The following is a 19,426-nucleotide window of genomic DNA, read 5'->3' on the forward strand; positions in this document are numbered from 1 at the left end:
GGGAGTCTTATTTGAGTATGCCCAAAATGATGTTCTTCTACTCCCTATCGTAAAAAAATGAGTCCGATGCCTTTTGGCATCGGACTCATTTTTTTAAACTTGATGGCTATGGCCATTATGAGGCTGGTTTTTTAATTATATAACGTTGTTCAATTCGTTGTTCAATTCTTTCCAATTCTTGTTTATCATTAAGTATCTTTTGTTTATTTTCTTGCACTAATTCTTTAAATGATCTACTGAGTAATTTATGGGACTTTCTTGTCATAATCATTCCTCCTTATTTTCTTTGGAATTAAAGATGTAGAATGAAAAATACAACCACAAAATTTTTCGCTCTTTGTAAAAAATTTGTCTTTATTTGTCGGAAAATTTACCTTAATTAAATAATACTATAATTTTTGATTTTTCAAATGTTTCTATTTGAACGTTATGTGAATAATTATTTTTCCATTATTACTATTAATCATCTGAAATTTTTCGCAAACATGTTATATGAACTAACCATGTATGGAATATGCACTCTGTTAAAGTCTTGCAGAATCCTCCCTCATTGAACTATCCCCACCTACCATTTCATTCTTTGAGTGGGGATCTTCTCGCCAAATATGATAAAACGGGAGTGCTAAGACAAAAAAAAGCCGCTTCACACGGCCTTTTTACTCCTATAAAGTGAAACTTCCATCAGTGGGGGTTTTCTTCATCCCCCACTGATGGTTAGCCCACCCAATCGGGCTTTTACGGGCAGTTTATCTCTCACCTAACTTCTTAAGAAAAGCGGAAGTGGCTCGTTCAGAATGTGAGGGGGATGGAGCTTCTGACGTAGAGGTGTTTTTTTACCTCTTAGGAAGAAGCGAAGCCACCGAACATTCTAGCCACTGGAGCTGGACAATGCTTTCGCTGAATTTTGAGGTGGGAGTATTACTGCCCACAAATAGCGGGATAAAATGAATACTCCTTTTAAGCTGGGAATCATTATTTCGATTCCTTTCTTCTAACAAAAATAGATAGGCCAGATAAAAGGATAAGAATACTTACGCATACAATAGAGTTAATGATATTGCCTGCGTTGAACAAGAAGAAAATAAAAATAATTGCCAAGGCTGTTGCCGCAAATAAGGTACTGTACGGGAATAACCACACGCGAAAATACGGTATTTTAGAATACTGTTTACGCAACTTGAATTGCGCAAGGCAGATGCTAGTCCAAATAAGCAAAACAGTAAACCCTGGGATAGACATCAGATAGGCAAAGACGTGCTCTGGTGTAAGGAACGCGACAAAAGCTCCAATTAATAAACCAGTGCAACTGACAAGAACTCCCCAGATAGGAACACCGCGCTTAGTAAGACGAGAGAATAGAGCAGGAGCTTCGTTATTTTGTGCCAGAGAGTACAAAATGCGAGAAGTAGCATACATTCCTGAATTGGCAGCCGACAACACAGCGGTCAATAAAATGAAGTTCATAATATGTGCTACACCTTGTAATCCAGTTACAGAGAAGACCTGTACAAAAGGACTGCCTTGCTTTCCTACTTCGTCCCAAGGGATAAGTCCAGTGATGATGAGAATAGGTAATGTGTAAAATAAAACCACACGGAACATTACCCCTTTTATTACTTTAGGAAGCGTCTGTTCCACGTTTTTCGTTTCTGTTACAGTTAACCCGACTAATTCTGAGCCTCCGAAAGAAAAGACGACTATTAGGAGTGCTGTGAAAATACTTCCCCATCCTTTTGGAAAGAATCCGCCGTGACTTGTATAGTTTGTAAAATATGCTGCTTCATGATTTGGAATGAAGCCAAATAATAAAGCAAAACCAAGCAAAATAAATAAAACAAGAGTAATAATTTTGAAACTCGCAAGCCAAAACTCTATTTCACCGTAAAGTTTGACGCTAAACAAATTGATTAAAAGAAGAAGCGCAGTACATGCTAAACTAAGCAACCATAAAGGAGCGGATGGAATCCAGTATTGTAAAAAGCTCCCCCCTGCTAAAACCTCAACAATAATAACTAAAATCCAGTCGACCCAGTAGAGCCAACCAATGACAAAGGCAAAACGCGAACCGAAAGCTTTTTGAATCATCCCTTGAATGTTTAGACCAGGATAAGCAATAGCCATTTCCGCTATTGCACTCATAACAATGAGAAGAAGAAATCCTGCAAATAAATAAGAAAAAACGATGCCGGGTCCTGCAGCTGAAATTGTATCTGCACTTCCTTTGAAAATCCCTGTCCCAATCATCCCACCTATTGCCATAAGCCTAATATGGCGCGGTTGCAATTCGCGTTTCAAGCTTTGTTGTGCCATGTCTACTCCCCCTTTAGTAATTTAATATCTTTTCTCGAAAGTGATTACGTAACATCACTAACTGCTGCATAGCCTCTTAGTTGTCATAATATTTAAACTATACAATAATCTTTTTGATCTTGGCATATATTTTTGAAGCGTATGTTGAAAGAATGTGGGGGTGAATATTTTTCAACACATCCTAAATTAGTAAAAAGATCCTTTTTATGCAATTAATAATTTTATAGGTATGGTGATATTTTTAATTTTCAGCTTTTGATTTTTGCTTAGAATAGAAATTTTTTTGGTACAAAGTAAAAAAATAGTGGCGATTTTTTCATCGCCACCATTTTTTCTATTTAGAACTGTTTTTGAGTATTTGAATGTTTTTATCTCTTTCTCCACCATCGGAAAGTTCCTCTGAAAATTCATGGTCCGCTTTCTTTCCTAACAGGAGTTCAGATGACCGAATTGTGCTAGATGGCAAATTATTATTCGGTGCTGCCTGTTCATTCCATTTTCCCATCAAAATCACCTCTTTTTTATTATTGAATTTTTGTCATGATTTTATTAAAAATCTCCAATAAAAAACCGCTTGATTTCGTTTTTGATTAGCAAGGTATAATGATGGAAAAGCGTGTTCCCTTTCCTTTTGTACTCTTTATTTCTATATCTCCGTTTAATTCTTTAATAATGCTATAAGCGATCATAGTACCTAATCCGGTCCCTTTTTCTTTTGTTGAATAAAACGGCATGGCAATTCGCTTAATTTCTTGGGAGGACATTCCAATTCCTGAATCGATAATATGAATTACAATATTACTTTTTATTTTTTGTGCATGAACTTGTAATATTCCTCCATTTTCCATGGCTTCAATTCCATTTTGTACAATATTTATTAGGCATTGTTTTAGTTTTTCAGGATTAGCATTTATATATAGATCGCCTGTAATATTTCTCTTAATTTCAACATTGTGTGAAAGTGCTAGCGGTGCAATCATTTCTGTTACTTCATGAACAATACTACTTATATTCAGTGGTTTTTTTATCGTACTTTGTGATTTTGTTAAGGATACATAATTATTAATAATCACTTGTACTTTTTCTAACTCCATCAACATAATTTGTAAGTATTGATCTTGAGATGTTTTCGAAATTTCATTTTCATGAAACAACTGAGTAAATCCATATACGGTAGTTAGTGGGTTATGAATTTCATGTGCAATCGATGCAGCTAATTCACTAACTGTATAAAATTTTTCTGCTCTTTGAATTTTTTCTTTCATTTTAAATTTCTCAATCATTCCCTCTACTAAATAAATAGATAATAATCCTGTGAAGGCGTTAACCACTACATAATTAATCAAAAACCAAATAAAAACAGGTTCGATTTTACCATATATTTTAATTTCGTTCATTATAGCAAAAGCAGAAAAAGAACTAGTACAACTTAAAAGCAATAGTGTGTTGAACAATATTTTTTTTCGTCTAAAGTAAACGGGAAGAAAATAACGTAATATTATCGTAATCGTTGTAATGATAGTATATATAATAACTGATGAAAAAAAACCGTTTCCACCTAAGTAAAATCGATAAGCAATATATACAATACCTGTAAAAACAATGCTCCTTTTATTTCCGTATAGAATCACTAAAAGAAACGGAATAAAACGCAAATCATAAATATACCCATCATGTAAATGAATAGGGAATGTCATACAAAGAACAATTGCAATCGATGAAAAAAAAGAAATTAATATATGATTACGTGGTTTTCTTTCTGCCTTATCTAACCAAAATACTTGATAACTAAGGATACAAATAATAATAATAAATGCATTTAATAATAGTGTAGAAATTCCCATACTCTGTACCTTCCTAATTTTTTGTAAGGGGGATCATGTACTCTTCCCTGAAAACTCCTTTAATTCTATATTATGTTATTCAAATTTTCTAGTTCGTTATGTTTTCTGATGTTAAAAATAATAGATAGGTATAAGTGCTTTTTATTGTTTATATTCATTCGTTGTAGAGACATACAAGGAAGAGGAAACGGGAAAAAGCCACACAAAAATAATTACAGAAAATTCTGTTAATTCAAAAAAAGAAAAACCATCTTCTCTTCTATATGATTATTCATCATAACATGAAAATAAGCAAATAACAACAAAAAAGATCGAATTTCTACTTTTTTCGCCATTTTTCCCCTTTTCGTTCTAAGCAAAATAAAAACCCTCTTAACGAATGAATATTGTCATTCACCGTCAAGAAGGTTTGTATGATTAATCATTATAAATGCACACTATGCAAATGTTATCTGGCGCTAACATTCCTCAGGCTTACCAGCATTCGTCGCAGTACGGAATGATGATCCGCAGCCGCATGATGCAATCGCATTTGGATTGTCGATTGTAAATCCACCGCCAAGCATCGATTGCTTATAATCGATTTTTACTCCTTTTACAATTGGAGCACTTTCTTTATCAATAACAAATTCAACACCGAAAAATTCAAGAACTGTGTCGTCTTCATTTGGTTCTCTCTCAAATCCTAAGCCGTAAGAAAGACCGCTACATCCACCGCCGTGCACTGCAAGGCGAACGTATTTTTCTCCTTCTTCAGCGTCTTTTAACATATCTTTAATTTGATATGCCGCTTGTTCTGTTACAGTAATCATAGAATCCACCTTCCTTTCTTCTCTCGTTCTATTATACATCTTTACTCTTCAATCTTATAATAATATACACCGCTGCAAGTTACTTCTGCTGGACCATTCATGAGAACTGTTCCTTCTTCTGTCCACGTAATTAGTAAATCTCCGCCTGCTAAATGAACCGTAATTTCTTGGCCTCGCTTCATCTTTCCATTTAAGATTGCAGCTACAACAGCAGCACATGCCCCGGTTCCGCATGCTTGTGTAATGCCAGAACCGCGTTCCCATACACGAAAATACATTTCACGATCATTCAGTACCTCAATAAATTCAACATTTACGCTTTCTGGAAACATCTCATGTGTTTCTAATACAGGTCCTAATGTTGTCAGCGGTGCTTCTTCAATATCCTCTACAAAAATAACAGCATGCGGATTTCCCATTGAAGCAGCTGTAAACGTATAACGGTGGTTATTATAAAGGAAATCTTCACGAATAAATGGTGTTTCTCCTTCACCTAACATCGGTAAATCAACACGTTTTAATCTAGGTGCCCTCATATCTATTGTAGCCGAGTTTACAATTCCATCTTCAACCTTTACTTCTGCTGTAACGATTCCTGCTAACGTTTCAATTGTAAAAACAGTCTCTTCTACTAATTTATGCTCATATGCGTATTTTGCAACGCAGCGCAGTCCATTCCCGCAGCTTTTTCCTTCTGAACCGTCTTTATTAAAAATACGCATTTTCACAGGCGCAACGTCAGATGGGCAAATTAAAATCATTCCGTCGGAACCAATTCCAGTATTCACATCCGATACTTTTTCAGCAACTTTTGCTAGATGCTCTTCTGCAATTTGTTCTTCAAACATATTTACATAAATATAGTTATTCCCAAGTCCGTGCATTTTTGTGAAAGAAAGTTGTGCCATATTATTTCACTCCAAAATTTTTGATTGTTATAAGTATAAAATGAGCGCTTTTGGAAAACAATAAGAATGTCCCCCGTTTCTCATATTCAACGACAATTTCGGTGTAACAATGTCGTGCTTACACATATTGTGTAAGCAAAAAGCCCTTTTTTGAAGGGCTTTCTTTTTTTGTCTATAAAGTGAAACTTTAATCAGTAGGGTTTTCTTCATCCACCACTGATTATTAGCCCTCACCAATCGGGCTTTTACGGGCAGTAATACGGGATAAACTAAGCAACTACTGCACTTGTTATAGCCTGTTCTTTCGAAGTGATTTTATGCCTTCAAATGAAAAGGCGCTGCCTCGTTGCAGCGCCTTAAAACATCGGATTTTCATCTAAATAATCATATACATTTTTCACAAGCTCATCTGGTGTTTCACCTTTTACAACTTCACCGTTTACGAGCGCATACGGTCCTTCAAAACAAACGCCGCAATACCCAAGACAGCCATATTCAATCACATCTAAATTCGGATCTTTCTCTAATTGTTCACGTGCCTTTTGCGCACCGTTCGCAAGGTTGCTAACACAAAATTCAATTAACGGTTTAATCAACCTTAATCCCCCCTATATCTATTTCAAGGCCTGTTTTATAACAGTAAACCTCAGATGTTTGTCCAAATCCAGCGAAAACGATTAAAATATTCAATCGTTTCATTCGTTAACCTTTAATAAAAAGCGTTTCCCAGCAGCTATATATATCCGTTTTCATTTTTCGACACATAAGTCGCTGCTATGCAAAATACACCATGACCTCCACTCGCTCGCTCCCTCTGTTTTAAACATAGCATATGGTAGAATATGGCCCTGACCGCTTCTATGCACGGCCCGTTGCTCTCGTCCACCCCAAAAAATGGTCTTTGTTGTTTTTCTATTTATATAGAATATTCGGTAATATCGCTTCCACTTTCTTATTATTGTACAACAGAGTATGCATTCACGCATTGTTATTTGCTTCTAAATTCGATATAATTTGAATGAGTAAAGTCAAAATATTTTTGTAATATAAAATTTTTTATGATTAGGGGATATTTCAATAGAAAAGGGGTAATCCATCATGAAGCACCTCGTAATACTTGGTGGCGGCTACGGTGGAATGAGAGTTTTACAACGTCTTCTTCCGAGCAACCAACTTCCAGATGATGTTCAAGTGACATTAATCGACAAGGTACCGTATCACTGTTTTAAAACAGAATACTACGCATTAGTAGCAGGAACGATTTCTGAAACGCATATTCGCATTCCATTTCCAGAGCATCCACGACTTAATATTCAATATGGTACTATAACCAACGTTGATCTAGCAAACAAAGCCGTTCATCTTGAGGACGGTGAAGTTGTCAATTATGATGACTTAATTATCGGACTGGGTTGTGAAGATAACTATCACAACGTTCCCGGAGCGAAGGAAAATACATATAGCCTTCAATCCATCGAGCAAGTTCGTCAAACATATCAACAACTAAATGGTTTAGAGCCACATGCAACAGTTGCTGTTGTAGGAGCTGGACTAAGCGGCGTTGAAGTAGCAAGTGAGCTTCGCGAAAGCCGTCCAGACTTAAACATTTATTTATTTGACCGAAAAGATCGCATTCTTTTCCCGTTCCCAGAGAAATTAAGTAGATATGTAGAAGAATGGTTTTTGAAGCATAATGTTACAATTATTCGCAACTCGAACATTACAAAAGTAGAACCAAATATTGTGTATAACCACGATGAACCACTTGAATGTGACGCAATTGTATGGACAGCTGGCATTCAAGCAAGTGAAATCGTTCGTAATCTACCTGTCGAGCATGATAATAGCGGTCGGGTTGTATTAACAAAGTATCATAATATTCCAGATTACGAGAATGTATATGTGCTAGGTGACTGCGCTGCACTGCCACATGCACCATCTGCACAGCTTGCAGAAGGTCAAGGTGAACAAATTGTCCAAATATTATTGAAACGTTGGAACAATGAAGCATTACCAGAAGAGCTACCTGTTATTAAACTAAAAGGTGTTCTCGGTTCTCTCGGGAAGAAACATGGATTCGGTTTACTCGCAAATCAACCGTTAATGGGCCGCGTACCTCGCCTTTTAAAATCAGGTATTCTTTGGATGTATAAACATCATAATGGTTAAACAAAAAACAAGAGCTGCATGGCGGCTCTTGTTTTTTCTGTTGCTTTAAAGTGGTGGATTTTCCATCCCTAAATGAGCCCAATCTTCTTTTGGCGGACCATATACACCAAATGGTTTTATTCCTGCTTGACGCATAAGAACTGTAACTTGTCCACGATGATGAACAATGTGCTTAATTAGTCCCATTAGGATTGTAGCATTTGATTCTTGCCTTCCAAACGCTTCTTGTACTTGCTTTAGGGATTCATCCGTCCATTGCTCTTCGATAACTTTGGATGCATTGAAACTTATATTCTTAAAGGTTTCAGCAATTTCCTCCGCCGAGGCTGGTACACTTTCTGCATTTTCTACTCCATCTATCTTCAACCCGAAATGAGCTAAATATTCTGGAATACTTGTTGTAAAATGCCACGCAATTCTCCCTAAAGTACGACCTTCTGAATAAACTTGTTGTTTTAATGAATCATCTGTCAAACCATCCAAAACTTTTTGAGTTAGCATTGCTTCCCTATTCCATTCTTTAATAAAATCTGAAATTGTTACATACATAACTTCTCCCTCCATTATAAAAATCATTTATGAATCTTTACTATTACTTGATTCAGTATTTACATACATAACTTCTTGAAAGGTGTAGAAAAATATCAATCCGTTACATGGCCAAATACTCAGTTGAATAAAAGAGAAGATGGTTCGGGATTTGTGAGAGGCACGATCTCAAAACATGATATTATCTTTTTTTAAAATTACTTTATCACATATGGAGAAAATGCAATTATTAAAAAAACTGTTGAATTAATTAAATATACAAAAGAAAAATTAACTAACATGTTAAACCAATATGACTAGTTTAAGATAAAAAAACCAGGTGTTATTCTTCTGCACATATTTCTACTAGTTAGTGATGTACCAATGTTGATATGAAAGTAAAACTAGCCATCAGTAGGAAATATAGTCCCCACTAATGGAAGTTTCATTTTATCTTTCCCACTTCTTCTTACATTCCCCTATCCAAAACAATAAATACTGCTTCGTCATCTGAGCTCGTCTCCACCTCGATAAAGACGGTTTCATCCCTTCATTTTGACGCACCCGGTATACATCTTGAAGAAGCGGCTCCCATTCTTTACAACATTTCATCATATATTGCAGCCCTTCATCTTTAGAAACAATCCGTTCCATTTCTAGCGTGCACATAATACGTCCCATTGTCACAACTGCAGACTCTACCCATTCTGTAGAGAAAAATAAATATGGGCGCTTTACTTTCTCACTCCAATATTGTTCCACATTGTATTTCATTGTGCTTACAACATCATCCCACGTTACTACATATGGAAGTTCGTTTGCCTGTTGACCAAAAACCGTAATACCGCAATTTTTTATCGTCCACCACGTCACAGAATTAATGTCCCAATGCCCTTCATTTATTTTTCCTTCTGAACAATATAGATACGGAGACATTTCATGATTTTGCTTTCCTACATGAGCAAGCGGAATATACATCCCGTCCATTCGTTTACCGAGGTCATATGCACGGAGCCTCTTATGTAATTCACGTATTTTCACTTTCTCTGCTTCACTCACTTGTTCTTTCATAACCGTTACAAAGTCAATATCACTCGTTTCCGGATGAAACGCAGCTAATGCCAATGAACCATATACATACACACCAACTAGCTTTTCATTCGAAATCATCCCCTGAAGTTCATTCACATATTGATCTAAGAAGAATGCCACTTCTTTTGGTATAGAATGTTCCATTACAATACCCATAAATATACTCCTAACGCCGCTACCACATTCGGAATGGCGGCAAATGTGCTCGTTTTAGCAGATTGAAAGCGGGATTCTTTTCGTGTTGGCTTTGCCGAAACAAATGTCCCCCTTGCTCCTAAAATGAATCCATCTATACAAAGAAATGCTGCACTAGCTAAGAAAAAGATGCCTAGCCAACCTGCTAACGGGTAAATCGCTGCTGCATCCCCTTCCATATAAGCAATACCGCTGACTACCAAAAGCCCTATAATCCCTATTACAAACCCCTTCTTCATCTCGTTCATCCTCCTAAGCACAGAGAAAAAGCCCTTGCGATTCGTAATCTACGTTGCAAGAGCTCTGTGAGTGATAAGTTATATTATAAATATTTCTCAATTTCTTCGTATACATCCTTTAAGCGGGGATTGCCTTCCCCAACAATCTCATTATTCACGAGAACAACAGGATAAAATAAGTCCTCTTCAATAACACGCTGGGCAAAAGCTCGTTTTTCTTCCTCTTCTTGCTCCTCATAAATATCCACATATTCAAAATGAAATATCTCTTCTTGTCCTTCATATTTTCGTCCAATCGCCGCTTGCAACCATTCATACGTTTCCGTTGAAGACGGCATTCCAACGCAGCTCGCACATATAACTTTCGTCCCATAAACGCTAACTTTTATCATATTCTCTCCCCCATTTGCACATATATTTTTTCCTGCACCTTATTGTCACATATAGGAAGGAAACTTCCATAAACTATTTTGACAACATAAGAAAGATATAAAAAATAGATTTTCCCCTGTATCTTGATTATAATAAAACTGATGAAAGGAGTCGATAAAAATGGAAAACGAAAACTTACACGAACAAGTAGTAGAAGTATTAGATAAATTACGTCCATTCTTACTTCGCGATGGCGGTGACGTAGAATTAGTAGATATCGAAGACGGTATCGTTAAATTACGCCTTCTAGGTGCTTGCGGCAGCTGCCCAAGTTCTACAATTACATTAAAAGCTGGTATCGAACGTGCTCTTTTAGAAGAAGTACCTGGTGTAATTGAAGTAGAACAAGTATTTTAATTTAAAAGCGGAGGCGGCTTGCTCAGAACAAGAGGGGGATGGAGCTTCTGACATAGAGGCGCTTTTTGCCTCGGCGGAAGAAGCGAAGCCACCGACTGTTCTAGCCGCTGGAGCTAGATAATCTAGAAGAAGAGACCCACCACGGTCTCTTTTTTCTAAATTACATATTACGTAAGCCAATCAAGCTTACGAATTCCTAACTTATCAATGGGTAAACGGATGAGACCATAAAACTGCTGAAGAAATTGTTCTGAATGATTTACGCGCCGCAAAATGGTTTCTAACTTATCTTGGTATACATATTTTTGCGTTTCATTTCCAGTTAAGTAATAACCTTCAATCGTTTCAAAATAATGAAGCGGAAAGAGAAGACGGGCAAATAATAAGCGCCAGCCAAATGAAGATAACGGATAGTTCCGTTCGTAGTCGCTTAAAAACTGGACAATCGTTTCTTCCCATTTCTCTCTTTTTTCAAAAGAAGTATAACGCACCCATTCGGCCAAGTCACGACTTGGATGGTCATATACCCAATCAACTGGCAGCTTTAATCGTTTCGTTTGCTGCCAAAGTAATGGTGTAAATCGTTCCTGACAAATTGTTGCGGCATCAGTAGGTTGAGGATTATCATCAATTTCTGTATCTACTACATATTGAATCGCGTTTTCGGCAAGACCTAAGTAGTACGGAAAAGATTCAATAAATAATTGTTCAAACATATCAGTAGGGTGACTTACTATTTTAGATTGCCAAAAATGTTCGAGCTGATCTAATCGTTTTTCCCAAAGCAACTTCCATTCACCAATTCGGCTGAGATGTTCAATTTCTTCTGAAAAGAATGCACCGCGCTTATGAAATAACGATAGCTCACTTCCTAATGAAATGACATTACGTTCTAACGTACGTATTCCTTTTAACAAACAATAATTTGTTTCTTCTATCTCACTAACGTAATAACCTTGTACGTTTGGCACAAACGTCGCAACGGTAATATCACCTTGCTGATTCATATAATCACTTAATTTCTTCATTTCAACAAGCTCTTCTTCTTGCAAATGACCCGTAGGAAGAAGCACATAAATTTTATTACGAACCCAAAAGCTGTTATAAGGACCCAGAGGTGTAAATTCTTTGACGTGTATATGATAGTTCTCATAAATATGTTGAATCATCGTACTCGCCACCTACATTTTTTCTATATATATATGAGCCGGTAATTAACTTTCATGCCTATGCACATCATACACCTATACGTATACAATATTAAAAAGAAAAAAAGGTGATAAACATGACACAACGAAATGAACTACAAGAAAGAGCATTACAATTACTACAAGAACGAGGTGTAACAATTGACGATATTGCCGAACTCGTTCATTTTCTTCAAAAAAATTATCATCCAAATTTAGCAATGGAAGAATGCCGTTATAATGTAGAACGCGTCTTATCCAAACGTGAAGTACAAAATGCCCTCATTACAGGAATTGAATTAGATGTTCTTGCCGAAAAAGGTTTGCTAAGTGCACCTCTTCAAGACATCATCCACCGCGATGAAGGACTATACGGTGTAGACGAAGTTGTTGCCTTATCCATCGTCAACGTATACGGCTCAATCGGTTTCACAAACTTTGGCTATATCGATAAATTGAAACCAGGTATTTTAAAATATTTAAACGATAAATCTACAGGTAAAGTTCATACATTCCTCGATGATATCGTTGGAGCGATTGCTGCTGCTGCATCAAGTCGTTTGGCACATAGGGCGGAACATGCTGAATAATACAAAAATAAGAAAACCAGCTTCTCTATAAAAAGAGCTGGTTTTCTTATTTATTTCTCCTCATACTCCATAAGCTGAAATTCCCTGCCTCTGCTCATAAAAGAAACTTTCTTTTGAAAGCCTGCTTTTTTATACAAACGAATAGCCCGCTCATTAAAAGCAGCCACACTTAAGCGCATTTTCTCAGGCCTAAACTCTTCCTTCGCAAACTGCAATCCCGCCTGTAAAAAAGTTATCCCCAGCCCTTTTCCGGTTAACGCTGGTTTCATTCCAAGTCCGATATCTATAACGCGCTCACCTGTGTATAACTTCGCATCCCTTCCGCCCGGGACTTGTGCATTATCCCCAAAACAAAAATAACCAATGAATTTATCCTGCTCATCACAAATACCATAATATGTACCATCAAGTAATTCTGTTAATGTATCATCTTCTCCAGTAAAACTATACAGTTCATACGGAGCCTCATATTGCCACGTATTGATTTCTCTCGCTTCTTCTAATGTAAGATTATGAACGTTCATCTGTATGTTCTCCTCGCTTTCCTTATATTTATTCACTCAGACGAAAAGAATTCCTGTTGTACAAATCATCTTCTTTTCTATCCCTCTAGAGGTCCTGCCACATGACCATCAAGCTAACGGTGTGAAACCCTAGCTACACCTTGTTTTTTGTACTGTGACTAATGAGTTTCGGAAAAATAAACATGCCAAATAAACCTATGAAAATGTGATTTTTCTGCTAGGCAACTTGGCTGGCGATGTCTTGCAGGATTACTGGAGATAGAAAGCGTTGTAATTCTTGTGAGAATAGATGTAATTCTTCAGAAAGCGAGAGGTCCATAAAAAAAAGCCATCCTTCCCTATGATTCTACAGAAAGAATGGCGTATTTTTCCATTTTAAGGGGTATTTTGTTTTATTAGGTTGATAGCGGTGCGGCAGGACCCCAGATACAGCTTTTAACCTTCTTTGTAAAATGTAAATGAATTCGCTGTTACAGTTACCCTTAGATCCTTGTCGTGTTCATCTACTTGTTCTTTTGGCTGATATTGCCTCTCCATCGCTACTTTCATGCGGCGTACAATCGTATTCCCCGCAATAATAGTAAGGGTAAAACAACTGATCGGTACTAGTGGAATCCAAGTATGTCCTGATAAAGAGCGGAAATATAAGCCGATAAGCCCAGACCATTCGCTGCTGACGGATTCAGGTGGACCGCCAGAGAATACAATGGTTCCACCAAAGAAAATCTCTAATACGCCTAGATGTGCGAAGAGGATTAAAGCTTGTACAAATTGCTGCATTAAGACAATCATGAAGAGCGGTAGTAAACTTGGGAATACATGTATTTTTATAAGGTGCCACTTGTTACCGCCAAGTGTACGAGCAGCGTGCATAAATTCTTCAGACAGTAGCTTCTTCGTTTCATTTGCAAAATAAAAAGACAGCGTCGGTAGTGCTAGAACGATAAGAACCATCATTTGAAAGAAAACGCGTTGGTGGAGGTATTTCGCCGTTCTCAAACTGCAGTACAGCCTTTAGCATAAAAAGAGCGATAAGTGTCATTGGAATAACGGTAAAGCTATCAAATGTCGCTTCAAGAGTTCGAAAAGTTCGCTTTATATAAAAAGCAATAAAAATCCCAATTCCAACCCCTAAAATGGCGCAGATGGCTGCGATGAGAAAGGCAGCACCAATACTCCATTTTGCTCCTTCGATGACGCGGTGCAATAGATCATAACCTTTCATATCTGTACCTAATGGGAATTCTAGGGAAGGTGGAAACGGTGCTGCTTCTACTTCTCCATTTTCATCAAATCGTATTGACACTTGGCGAACTTCTCCGTCCATGAAGATAGAGTTTCCGATGCTTGCAAGGACGAAAAGAATGAGAAAGGAAACACTAATAATGAAGGATTTATCCTTTTTTAATGTACCCCACATGTTATGCCTCTCCTTTCAATTCGTCTGGAATGAAAATATGAAACAACTTAAAGATGATAAAAATTGGTATATAAATGAGTAGCATTGAAATGATAAACACTTCAGGAATGCCGTAATCTTTTATAAATAAAAAAGTGCCTGGGATATTGAAAAAATATTCAATGATGTATAAGTTCGATAACATAAACCATATGTTTGTTTTCGAAAAATAAAGCGTGCTCAGTAACACATTGCGTAACACGTGATGATTTAAAATATATAGTTTACTGAGCCCTTTTGCACGGGCTAACAATATATAATCTTTTTGCAATTCTGTTTCAAAGCGAAATAAAAGCAATTTTACAAATAGTATAATGGAAGGTAAGCTAAGACATAGTATCGGAAGCAAAACGACCTTTTTATCACCTACGCTTGCGATATTCATAATAAGTACATCTGTTTTTTTGTAAATAGAAACAACAAGTAACTGTAGTCCGAGGATGAATAAAATATCTGGAATGGACTCAAGAATGTCGAGAAAGACCTTTATTTTTTCTTGTTTACGTTTTGATAGTTGTAGAATGATGTATACGATGATGAAAGAAACGAGTACAGAAATTAGTAAGGACACCAAGAAAACAAATGCAGTTTCTTTATACTGTATGAAAATTTGCGGGAATAATGGTCTCCCTTTTGATGGGTCCATATAAGGGCCAGAATAAGTTAACGGCTTATCGCCAAACAGTTTTGAAAATGTCGATGTAATAGAATTGATGTAATTATGAACGTTAAGCTCCATACCAATAAATAATTGCGGCAATGTACCTAAAAAGAAAATGACGATTGTCGATAAGACGAGATGAATCGGTATTTCGACAAATTTATTTGTAAGTATTTTTTTCATATATGCCCCCGTATATTTTATGTAATATATACGATGAATTTGTCGGAAAATCCTTGTTATTTTTCTATTTTCGCATTAGAATTTGATGTTTCGTCTTCTTCGCTTGAATGGATCATTTTAATAATACCAACCTGTGTTTGGAATCGGTTTAGAAAGTCGGTGACAAGTTTAATTAATAAAAAGAAGCCAAACATCTTGTTCGGCTTCTAAACATACACTACAACTCTTTTCTCCCTCGGCTATAAGCCACCGTATAAATGGTTACTCCAATGAATATCGCAACAATAAACACAAGTAGTAAATTACTATACAAGTACGCTTTCGCATTTTGTATAGTGGAAAGTAACGGATATTCTAGAATATGTTTTGTTAACAACCCACCAACAATAGCCATACCTAGTCCCTCTGCTAAGAAGCAAGCGAAGCTGAGAAATCCCATACCTGCACCGACTTCCTTTGGCTCCAGGGCATCCGCAACACTCGTAGAAATTACTGTTTTAACGAAGGAGAGTCCACCAAACATTAGAATTAACATACCTGAAACTAACCACGGTGTTTGATCTGCAAATAATGAAATGATAAAAAAGCTCGCAATCATGAAAGATGAGCCAAGCCATAAAACAAATGTCGTTCCTCGTTTATCAACTAGGCTACCACCAACTATACCAAATAACATTACACTCATCGTTCCTGGGAATATAACCCGCCCAATCATACTTGCAGACAGTTGGTGTACACCTCTCATCATATAAGGAATCATTGATATACAACCTGCCACAGTGCCTAGAAGAACACAACCAGTTAAAACTCCCAATATAAACTTTCGGTTTATAAATAATCTTGGTTCTATAAAGGGTTGTTCAACCTTGTGTATATGCAAAGCGAAGCCTGCAACCAACGCAAAACTAATCGCCAAATACAACCAATTATATTGTGTTGTATATATAGTAAATGTGACAATTCCACAGGACAGTAATACTATCCCAAAAGTATCTACCCTCTCCCCCTTTGTAGATTCATTAGGAAGTTCTTTTAGAAAAAAGGGGATAGTGAAAAGTGTCAGCATCGGAATCAGAAAAAGAAAGGGCCACTGTACATAATGGGCAACCGTCCCGCCAAGAGCTGGGCCTATCCCTTCCCCCATAGCTACCAACGAGCCGATTATACCAAATGCTTTACCACGATTTTCTGATTTCACGTAGCGTGCAACGATTACCATAATAAGCGCTGGCACTGCTGATGCACCAACACCTTGAATAAAACGCGCAGCAATTACAGCAAAAAAATAAGAATGTGCCAACACACCTAAAAGTGATCCACCACTATAAGCTAGCAAACCAAAGACTAGTAATTTCTTCACACCATATTTATCACTTATTGTTCCGTACGTGATTGATCCAATAGCAAATGAAAGCATAAAACTTGTATTTACCCAGTTAGCCAAAGACGGTGATATACCAAGATCTTTCGCAATATCAGGTAAAACTACATTAAAAACCATTTCGTTCAATACACTGAAGAAAGCAAGAAAGCCAAGCCATAAAAAAGCCTTCTTCATATCAGTAAACACATAATTCGGTAAATCGGTTACTGTAGTTGATATATTGCTATTTTTTAATTCTTGTAAATCTTTTTCCACTCGGATGATACCCCCATATTAAAGGGGAACCACGCAGTTTATAGGGTAAATGATGCGTTTTCCCCTTGAATTTGTACCCTCATCATTTTTGTGCACTTCATAAATACGCCTCCTTATCACACTTGTTCCATATTATACCATTCATCTGCTTGGCAAGAAAGAAAGAAAGAAAACCTCCCACAATTCGACCACATATATCACCAGAACGAACTTTTTTGTTATAAAAAATAGGCAACCGTTTACGATTGCCTATTTCTTCTTACATCTTCTCAATCCACTCCGTCAAACTGTGGACAACATGCGTTGGCTGCACGTCATATTCAGTTAATTTTTCCACAGATGTGACTCCTGTGTGGACAAGTAATGTATCCATGCCCGCATTCATGCCTGCTAAAATGTCCGTGTCGTAGTTATCCCCAACCATTAATGTTTCTTCTTTCGTTGTTCCGAGTACTTTTAATGCTTGCTCCATAATAATGGATTCCGGTTTACCAATGAAAATTGGATTTACTGTTGTGGATACTGCTACAACGGATGTTAAGGAACCATTCCCTGGTAATAAGCCGCGTTCTGTCGGAATCGCAATATCACCGTTTGTTGAAATGAATGTTGCTCCGTTTCGAACGGCTAAGCATGCTTTTGCTAGTTTTTCATATGTAACTTCTCGATCTAACCCAACAACGACAAAATCCGGATCACTATCCACAAGTGTGAATCCTTTTTCCACAAGTGCATCACGTAAACCTTCTTCTCCAATCATATATACAGAAGCATTTTGTTTTCTTTCATATATAAAATTCGCTGTTGCCATACTTGTTGTAAATACTTGCTCTGGTGCAGCAGGAATATCAAACTGCATAAGCTTGTCTGCAACTTGCTCTGGTTTACGCGTTGAGTTGTTCGTCACAAATAAATAAGGTAAGTTACGCTCTTGCAGCGCCTTTATAAAATCGCTCGCCTCTTCAATGCGTTCTTCGCCTCGATACATTGTTCCGTCTAAATCAATTAAATAGCCTTTATACACAGATGTCACTCCTTCTTGATACATACTCTCTTCTTATCGTATCCTCTTTTCCAAAAGAAAAAAACGCTTTTTCAAAAAGCGTCCCATAATGTTCATTTTTTTTCGATGATTTGATACGAACAGAAACAGTCTCCCCCGCACATACTCGATAATACTTTTACATCAGCGGTTGGTAATAGCTTATTATACATCCTTTTCTCATCGTGACAAATTTGCGGAAACTTTTCAGCTACCTCCATTAACGGACAATTTTGCTTTTGTAGTATGAAAGAATGCTCACTTTCTTGTTCTACGCGCACCATATACCCATTTTTTTCCTGCATAATTGCAATTTCTTTTAAACGCTCTAATGTTGTTTCCTTTCGATTTACACGTTTTGCTAATTGTTCTTCCATACGGTCTGTTCGCGCCCGCAAAAGCTTCTTAACAAGTTCCTCATCACCAATACGCTGTAAATCTTCTAGCATTTCGACGGCAAACTGCTTATATTGTTTCGGAAACAAGTCTTCTCCTTTTGTACTTAAGCAGTAGACATACATCGGTCTTCCGACATGTTGCCGCACCATTTTCATTTCAATGAGCTTATCCTTTTCAAGCTTACTTAAATGACGACGCACGGCCATCTCTGTAATTTGCAACGCTTCTGCTAATAACGAAACCGTTTGTTCTCCTCTTACTTTCAAAAGCTGAATAATTTCCTCTCTTGTGGAACGTGCCACTTCCCCCATTTCTTACTCCCTTCCAAAAAGCTCTAACGGACAGCAGACATCATGGTCCATTAGAGCTAAAACATAATCTACTCTCCCACAAACGCAGATACAGGACCAAGCTCTTGTTCCAAATAACGGCGAATATTGATAGGGTATTGTTTTATCATATCAATATGTTTTTGCACTGTTTGATACACTTCTGTATGGTTCATATTTACATAATCCTGCACAATCATTTTCCGAAGACGAACGACTTCTTTTAAATGTTCCCCTTCTTCATTTGTAACAACTTTTTCATCCATTAAAATATCAATAATATCTTCAAAGCTACCCGGATCGCGCATAATAAATCCATCAATCATGGCATTGCCTACGTCTAAAATACAATCAATCATAAGATGCGCCATACGCTCTAATGCATATTCCTCAAGCGCCCCCTTGTATTCTTGCTTTGCTTGAAATGCTGCAACAACTTTCTCTAAACACTGTAACATTTGTTCAATTTTTTTACGGTCTACAAAGTACATATATGTCACCTACCTGGAAATTAAAGCATTTTCATT

The 19,426-nt window shown here is 37.0% G+C and carries 23 protein-coding genes and 1 pseudogene; 3 read left to right on the forward strand and 21 right to left on the reverse strand.

All coding sequences use genetic code 11. The features are described from left to right. Positions 1-115: 115 nt before the first annotated feature. From MR076_RS00005 to MR076_RS00035, 7 genes are all read right to left on the reverse strand, one after another. Positions 116-265 carry an FbpB family small basic protein gene (locus MR076_RS00005; RefSeq protein WP_242216546.1) on the reverse strand — a complete coding sequence of 50 codons (150 nt, stop codon included), beginning with the start codon at positions 263-265 and terminating at the stop codon, positions 116-118. 707 nt (positions 266-972) lie between these two features. Further along, positions 973-2,310, reverse strand: a complete 1,338-nt coding sequence (locus tag MR076_RS00010; RefSeq protein ID WP_242216547.1) for an amino acid permease — start codon at positions 2,308-2,310, stop codon at positions 973-975. Positions 2,311-2,644: 334 nt separating this feature from the next. Beyond that, a complete protein-coding gene (locus MR076_RS00015; RefSeq protein WP_242216549.1) occupies positions 2,645-2,815 on the reverse strand; it encodes a hypothetical protein in 171 nt (56 codons plus the stop codon). A gap of 85 nt (positions 2,816-2,900) precedes the next feature. Then, the gene (locus MR076_RS00020; RefSeq protein ID WP_242216551.1) at positions 2,901-4,154 is read right to left on the reverse strand and encodes an ATP-binding protein; all 1,254 of its coding nucleotides are present in this window, start codon (positions 4,152-4,154) and stop codon (positions 2,901-2,903) included. A gap of 458 nt (positions 4,155-4,612) precedes the next feature. Further along, on the reverse strand, positions 4,613-4,966 hold the full coding sequence (locus MR076_RS00025; protein ID WP_242216552.1) for a HesB/IscA family protein: 354 nt from the start codon (positions 4,964-4,966) through the stop codon (positions 4,613-4,615). A gap of 41 nt (positions 4,967-5,007) precedes the next feature. Continuing rightward, positions 5,008-5,874, reverse strand: coding sequence for a diaminopimelate epimerase (gene dapF, locus MR076_RS00030; protein WP_242216554.1), 867 nt, complete (start codon positions 5,872-5,874; stop codon positions 5,008-5,010). A gap of 356 nt (positions 5,875-6,230) precedes the next feature. After that, the gene (locus tag MR076_RS00035; RefSeq protein WP_242216555.1) at positions 6,231-6,470 is read right to left on the reverse strand and encodes a YuzB family protein; all 240 of its coding nucleotides are present in this window, start codon (positions 6,468-6,470) and stop codon (positions 6,231-6,233) included. Between the two features lie 502 nt (positions 6,471-6,972). Here MR076_RS00035 and MR076_RS00040 point away from each other — a divergent pair. After that, positions 6,973-8,043: an NAD(P)/FAD-dependent oxidoreductase gene (locus tag MR076_RS00040; protein WP_242216556.1), complete on the forward strand. Its 1,071-nt coding sequence runs from the start codon at positions 6,973-6,975 to the stop codon at positions 8,041-8,043. A 45-nt stretch (positions 8,044-8,088) separates the two neighbouring features. On the opposite strand, the gene MR076_RS00045 is transcribed toward MR076_RS00040, so the two are convergent. From MR076_RS00045 to MR076_RS00060, 4 genes are all read right to left on the reverse strand, one after another. Next, positions 8,089-8,592 (reverse strand): DinB family protein, encoded by a 504-nt coding sequence (locus MR076_RS00045; RefSeq protein WP_242216557.1) that lies wholly within the window; start codon positions 8,590-8,592, stop codon positions 8,089-8,091. A 429-nt stretch (positions 8,593-9,021) separates the two neighbouring features. Continuing rightward, a complete protein-coding gene (locus MR076_RS00050) occupies positions 9,022-9,819 on the reverse strand; it encodes a nucleotidyltransferase domain-containing protein (RefSeq protein WP_242216559.1) in 798 nt (265 codons plus the stop codon). Continuing rightward, positions 9,807-10,097, reverse strand: coding sequence for a hypothetical protein (locus MR076_RS00055; RefSeq protein ID WP_242216560.1), 291 nt, complete (start codon positions 10,095-10,097; stop codon positions 9,807-9,809). The genes MR076_RS00050 and MR076_RS00055 overlap by 13 nt, the downstream gene beginning before the upstream one ends. An 83-nt stretch (positions 10,098-10,180) precedes the next feature. Continuing rightward, positions 10,181-10,489 (reverse strand): YuzD family protein, encoded by a 309-nt coding sequence (locus MR076_RS00060; protein ID WP_242216562.1) that lies wholly within the window; start codon positions 10,487-10,489, stop codon positions 10,181-10,183. A 178-nt stretch (positions 10,490-10,667) separates the two neighbouring features. Between MR076_RS00060 and MR076_RS00065 the strand changes: the two are divergent. After that, positions 10,668-10,886, forward strand: a pseudogene (locus MR076_RS00065) (NifU family protein); the annotation flags it as partial. Between the two features lie 167 nt (positions 10,887-11,053). Here the strand turns inward: MR076_RS00065 and yutH are convergent. Then, on the reverse strand, positions 11,054-12,055 hold the full coding sequence (gene yutH, locus MR076_RS00070; protein ID WP_242216564.1) for a spore coat putative kinase YutH: 1,002 nt from the start codon (positions 12,053-12,055) through the stop codon (positions 11,054-11,056). A gap of 116 nt (positions 12,056-12,171) precedes the next feature. Between yutH and MR076_RS00075 the strand changes: the two genes are divergently transcribed. Then, complete coding sequence (locus MR076_RS00075; protein ID WP_242216565.1) at positions 12,172-12,663, forward strand: phosphatidylglycerophosphatase A family protein; 492 nt, start codon at positions 12,172-12,174, stop codon at positions 12,661-12,663. A gap of 50 nt (positions 12,664-12,713) precedes the next feature. Here MR076_RS00075 and MR076_RS00080 read toward each other — a convergent pair whose 3' ends face one another. From MR076_RS00080 to MR076_RS00115, 9 genes are all read right to left on the reverse strand, one after another. Further along, positions 12,714-13,187, reverse strand: a complete 474-nt coding sequence (locus MR076_RS00080; protein ID WP_242216566.1) for a GNAT family N-acetyltransferase — start codon at positions 13,185-13,187, stop codon at positions 12,714-12,716. Between the two features lie 435 nt (positions 13,188-13,622). Continuing rightward, complete coding sequence (locus MR076_RS26685) at positions 13,623-14,144, reverse strand: ABC transporter permease subunit (RefSeq protein WP_242216568.1); 522 nt, start codon at positions 14,142-14,144, stop codon at positions 13,623-13,625. Next, positions 14,089-14,607 (reverse strand): hypothetical protein, encoded by a 519-nt coding sequence (locus MR076_RS26690; RefSeq protein ID WP_242216569.1) that lies wholly within the window; start codon positions 14,605-14,607, stop codon positions 14,089-14,091. Before MR076_RS26690 ends, MR076_RS26685 begins: the two co-directional genes overlap by 56 nt. Position 14,608: 1 nt before the next feature. After that, positions 14,609-15,490, reverse strand: a complete 882-nt coding sequence (locus MR076_RS00095; protein ID WP_242216570.1) for an ABC transporter permease subunit — start codon at positions 15,488-15,490, stop codon at positions 14,609-14,611. A 217-nt stretch (positions 15,491-15,707) separates the two neighbouring features. Further along, positions 15,708-17,048 carry an MFS transporter gene (locus tag MR076_RS00100; protein WP_277928296.1) on the reverse strand — a complete coding sequence of 447 codons (1,341 nt, stop codon included), beginning with the start codon at positions 17,046-17,048 and terminating at the stop codon, positions 15,708-15,710. Between the two features lie 119 nt (positions 17,049-17,167). After that, complete coding sequence (locus MR076_RS26945) at positions 17,168-17,230, reverse strand: tetracycline resistance efflux system leader peptide (RefSeq protein ID WP_472927078.1); 63 nt, start codon at positions 17,228-17,230, stop codon at positions 17,168-17,170. Between the two features lie 158 nt (positions 17,231-17,388). Then, on the reverse strand, positions 17,389-18,153 hold the full coding sequence (locus MR076_RS00105; protein WP_242216573.1) for a TIGR01457 family HAD-type hydrolase: 765 nt from the start codon (positions 18,151-18,153) through the stop codon (positions 17,389-17,391). Between the two features lie 92 nt (positions 18,154-18,245). Beyond that, the gene (locus MR076_RS00110) at positions 18,246-18,881 is read right to left on the reverse strand and encodes a helix-turn-helix transcriptional regulator (RefSeq protein WP_242216574.1); all 636 of its coding nucleotides are present in this window, start codon (positions 18,879-18,881) and stop codon (positions 18,246-18,248) included. A gap of 68 nt (positions 18,882-18,949) precedes the next feature. Next, entirely contained in the window at positions 18,950-19,390 is a 441-nt protein-coding gene (locus MR076_RS00115; RefSeq protein ID WP_242216576.1) for a DUF86 domain-containing protein, read from the reverse strand. Between the last annotated feature and the right edge of the window lie 36 nt (positions 19,391-19,426).

Origin of the sequence: Bacillus cereus group sp. BfR-BA-01380 (genome assembly GCF_022663535.1) — a bacterium.
Taxonomy (GTDB): domain Bacteria; phylum Bacillota; class Bacilli; order Bacillales; family Bacillaceae_G; genus Bacillus_A; species Bacillus_A cereus_BB.

Excerpts from the sequence above, each read along its gene's own strand:
- MR076_RS00060 (WP_242216562.1), bottom strand. The coding sequence starts at position 10,489 with ATGATAAAAGTTAGCGTTTATGGGACGAAAGTTATATGTGCGAGCTGC.
- MR076_RS26690 (WP_242216569.1), bottom strand. The coding sequence starts at position 14,607 with ATGTGGGGTACATTAAAAAAGGATAAATCCTTCATTATTAGTGTTTCC.
- MR076_RS00025 (WP_242216552.1), bottom strand. The coding sequence starts at position 4,966 with ATGATTACTGTAACAGAACAAGCGGCATATCAAATTAAAGATATGTTA.
- MR076_RS00005 (WP_242216546.1), bottom strand. The coding sequence starts at position 265 with ATGACAAGAAAGTCCCATAAATTACTCAGTAGATCATTTAAAGAATTA.
- MR076_RS00055 (WP_242216560.1), bottom strand. The coding sequence starts at position 10,097 with ATGAAGAAGGGGTTTGTAATAGGGATTATAGGGCTTTTGGTAGTCAGC.
- MR076_RS00020 (WP_242216551.1), bottom strand. The coding sequence starts at position 4,154 with ATGGGAATTTCTACACTATTATTAAATGCATTTATTATTATTATTTGT.
- MR076_RS00015 (WP_242216549.1), bottom strand. The coding sequence starts at position 2,815 with ATGGGAAAATGGAATGAACAGGCAGCACCGAATAATAATTTGCCATCT.
- MR076_RS26685 (WP_242216568.1), bottom strand. The coding sequence starts at position 14,144 with ATGATGGTTCTTATCGTTCTAGCACTACCGACGCTGTCTTTTTATTTT.
- MR076_RS00050 (WP_242216559.1), bottom strand. The coding sequence starts at position 9,819 with ATGGGTATTGTAATGGAACATTCTATACCAAAAGAAGTGGCATTCTTC.
- MR076_RS00010 (WP_242216547.1), bottom strand. The coding sequence starts at position 2,310 with ATGGCACAACAAAGCTTGAAACGCGAATTGCAACCGCGCCATATTAGG.
- MR076_RS00040 (WP_242216556.1), top strand. The coding sequence starts at position 6,973 with ATGAAGCACCTCGTAATACTTGGTGGCGGCTACGGTGGAATGAGAGTT.
- MR076_RS00080 (WP_242216566.1), bottom strand. The coding sequence starts at position 13,187 with ATGAACGTTCATAATCTTACATTAGAAGAAGCGAGAGAAATCAATACG.
- MR076_RS00110 (WP_242216574.1), bottom strand. The coding sequence starts at position 18,881 with ATGGGGGAAGTGGCACGTTCCACAAGAGAGGAAATTATTCAGCTTTTG.
- MR076_RS00075 (WP_242216565.1), top strand. The coding sequence starts at position 12,172 with ATGACACAACGAAATGAACTACAAGAAAGAGCATTACAATTACTACAA.
- dapF (WP_242216554.1), bottom strand. The coding sequence starts at position 5,874 with ATGGCACAACTTTCTTTCACAAAAATGCACGGACTTGGGAATAACTAT.
- MR076_RS00100 (WP_277928296.1), bottom strand. The coding sequence starts at position 17,048 with ATGAAGAAGGCTTTTTTATGGCTTGGCTTTCTTGCTTTCTTCAGTGTA.
- MR076_RS00045 (WP_242216557.1), bottom strand. The coding sequence starts at position 8,592 with ATGTATGTAACAATTTCAGATTTTATTAAAGAATGGAATAGGGAAGCA.
- MR076_RS00115 (WP_242216576.1), bottom strand. The coding sequence starts at position 19,390 with ATGTACTTTGTAGACCGTAAAAAAATTGAACAAATGTTACAGTGTTTA.
- MR076_RS00095 (WP_242216570.1), bottom strand. The coding sequence starts at position 15,490 with ATGAAAAAAATACTTACAAATAAATTTGTCGAAATACCGATTCATCTC.
- yutH (WP_242216564.1), bottom strand. The coding sequence starts at position 12,055 with ATGATTCAACATATTTATGAGAACTATCATATACACGTCAAAGAATTT.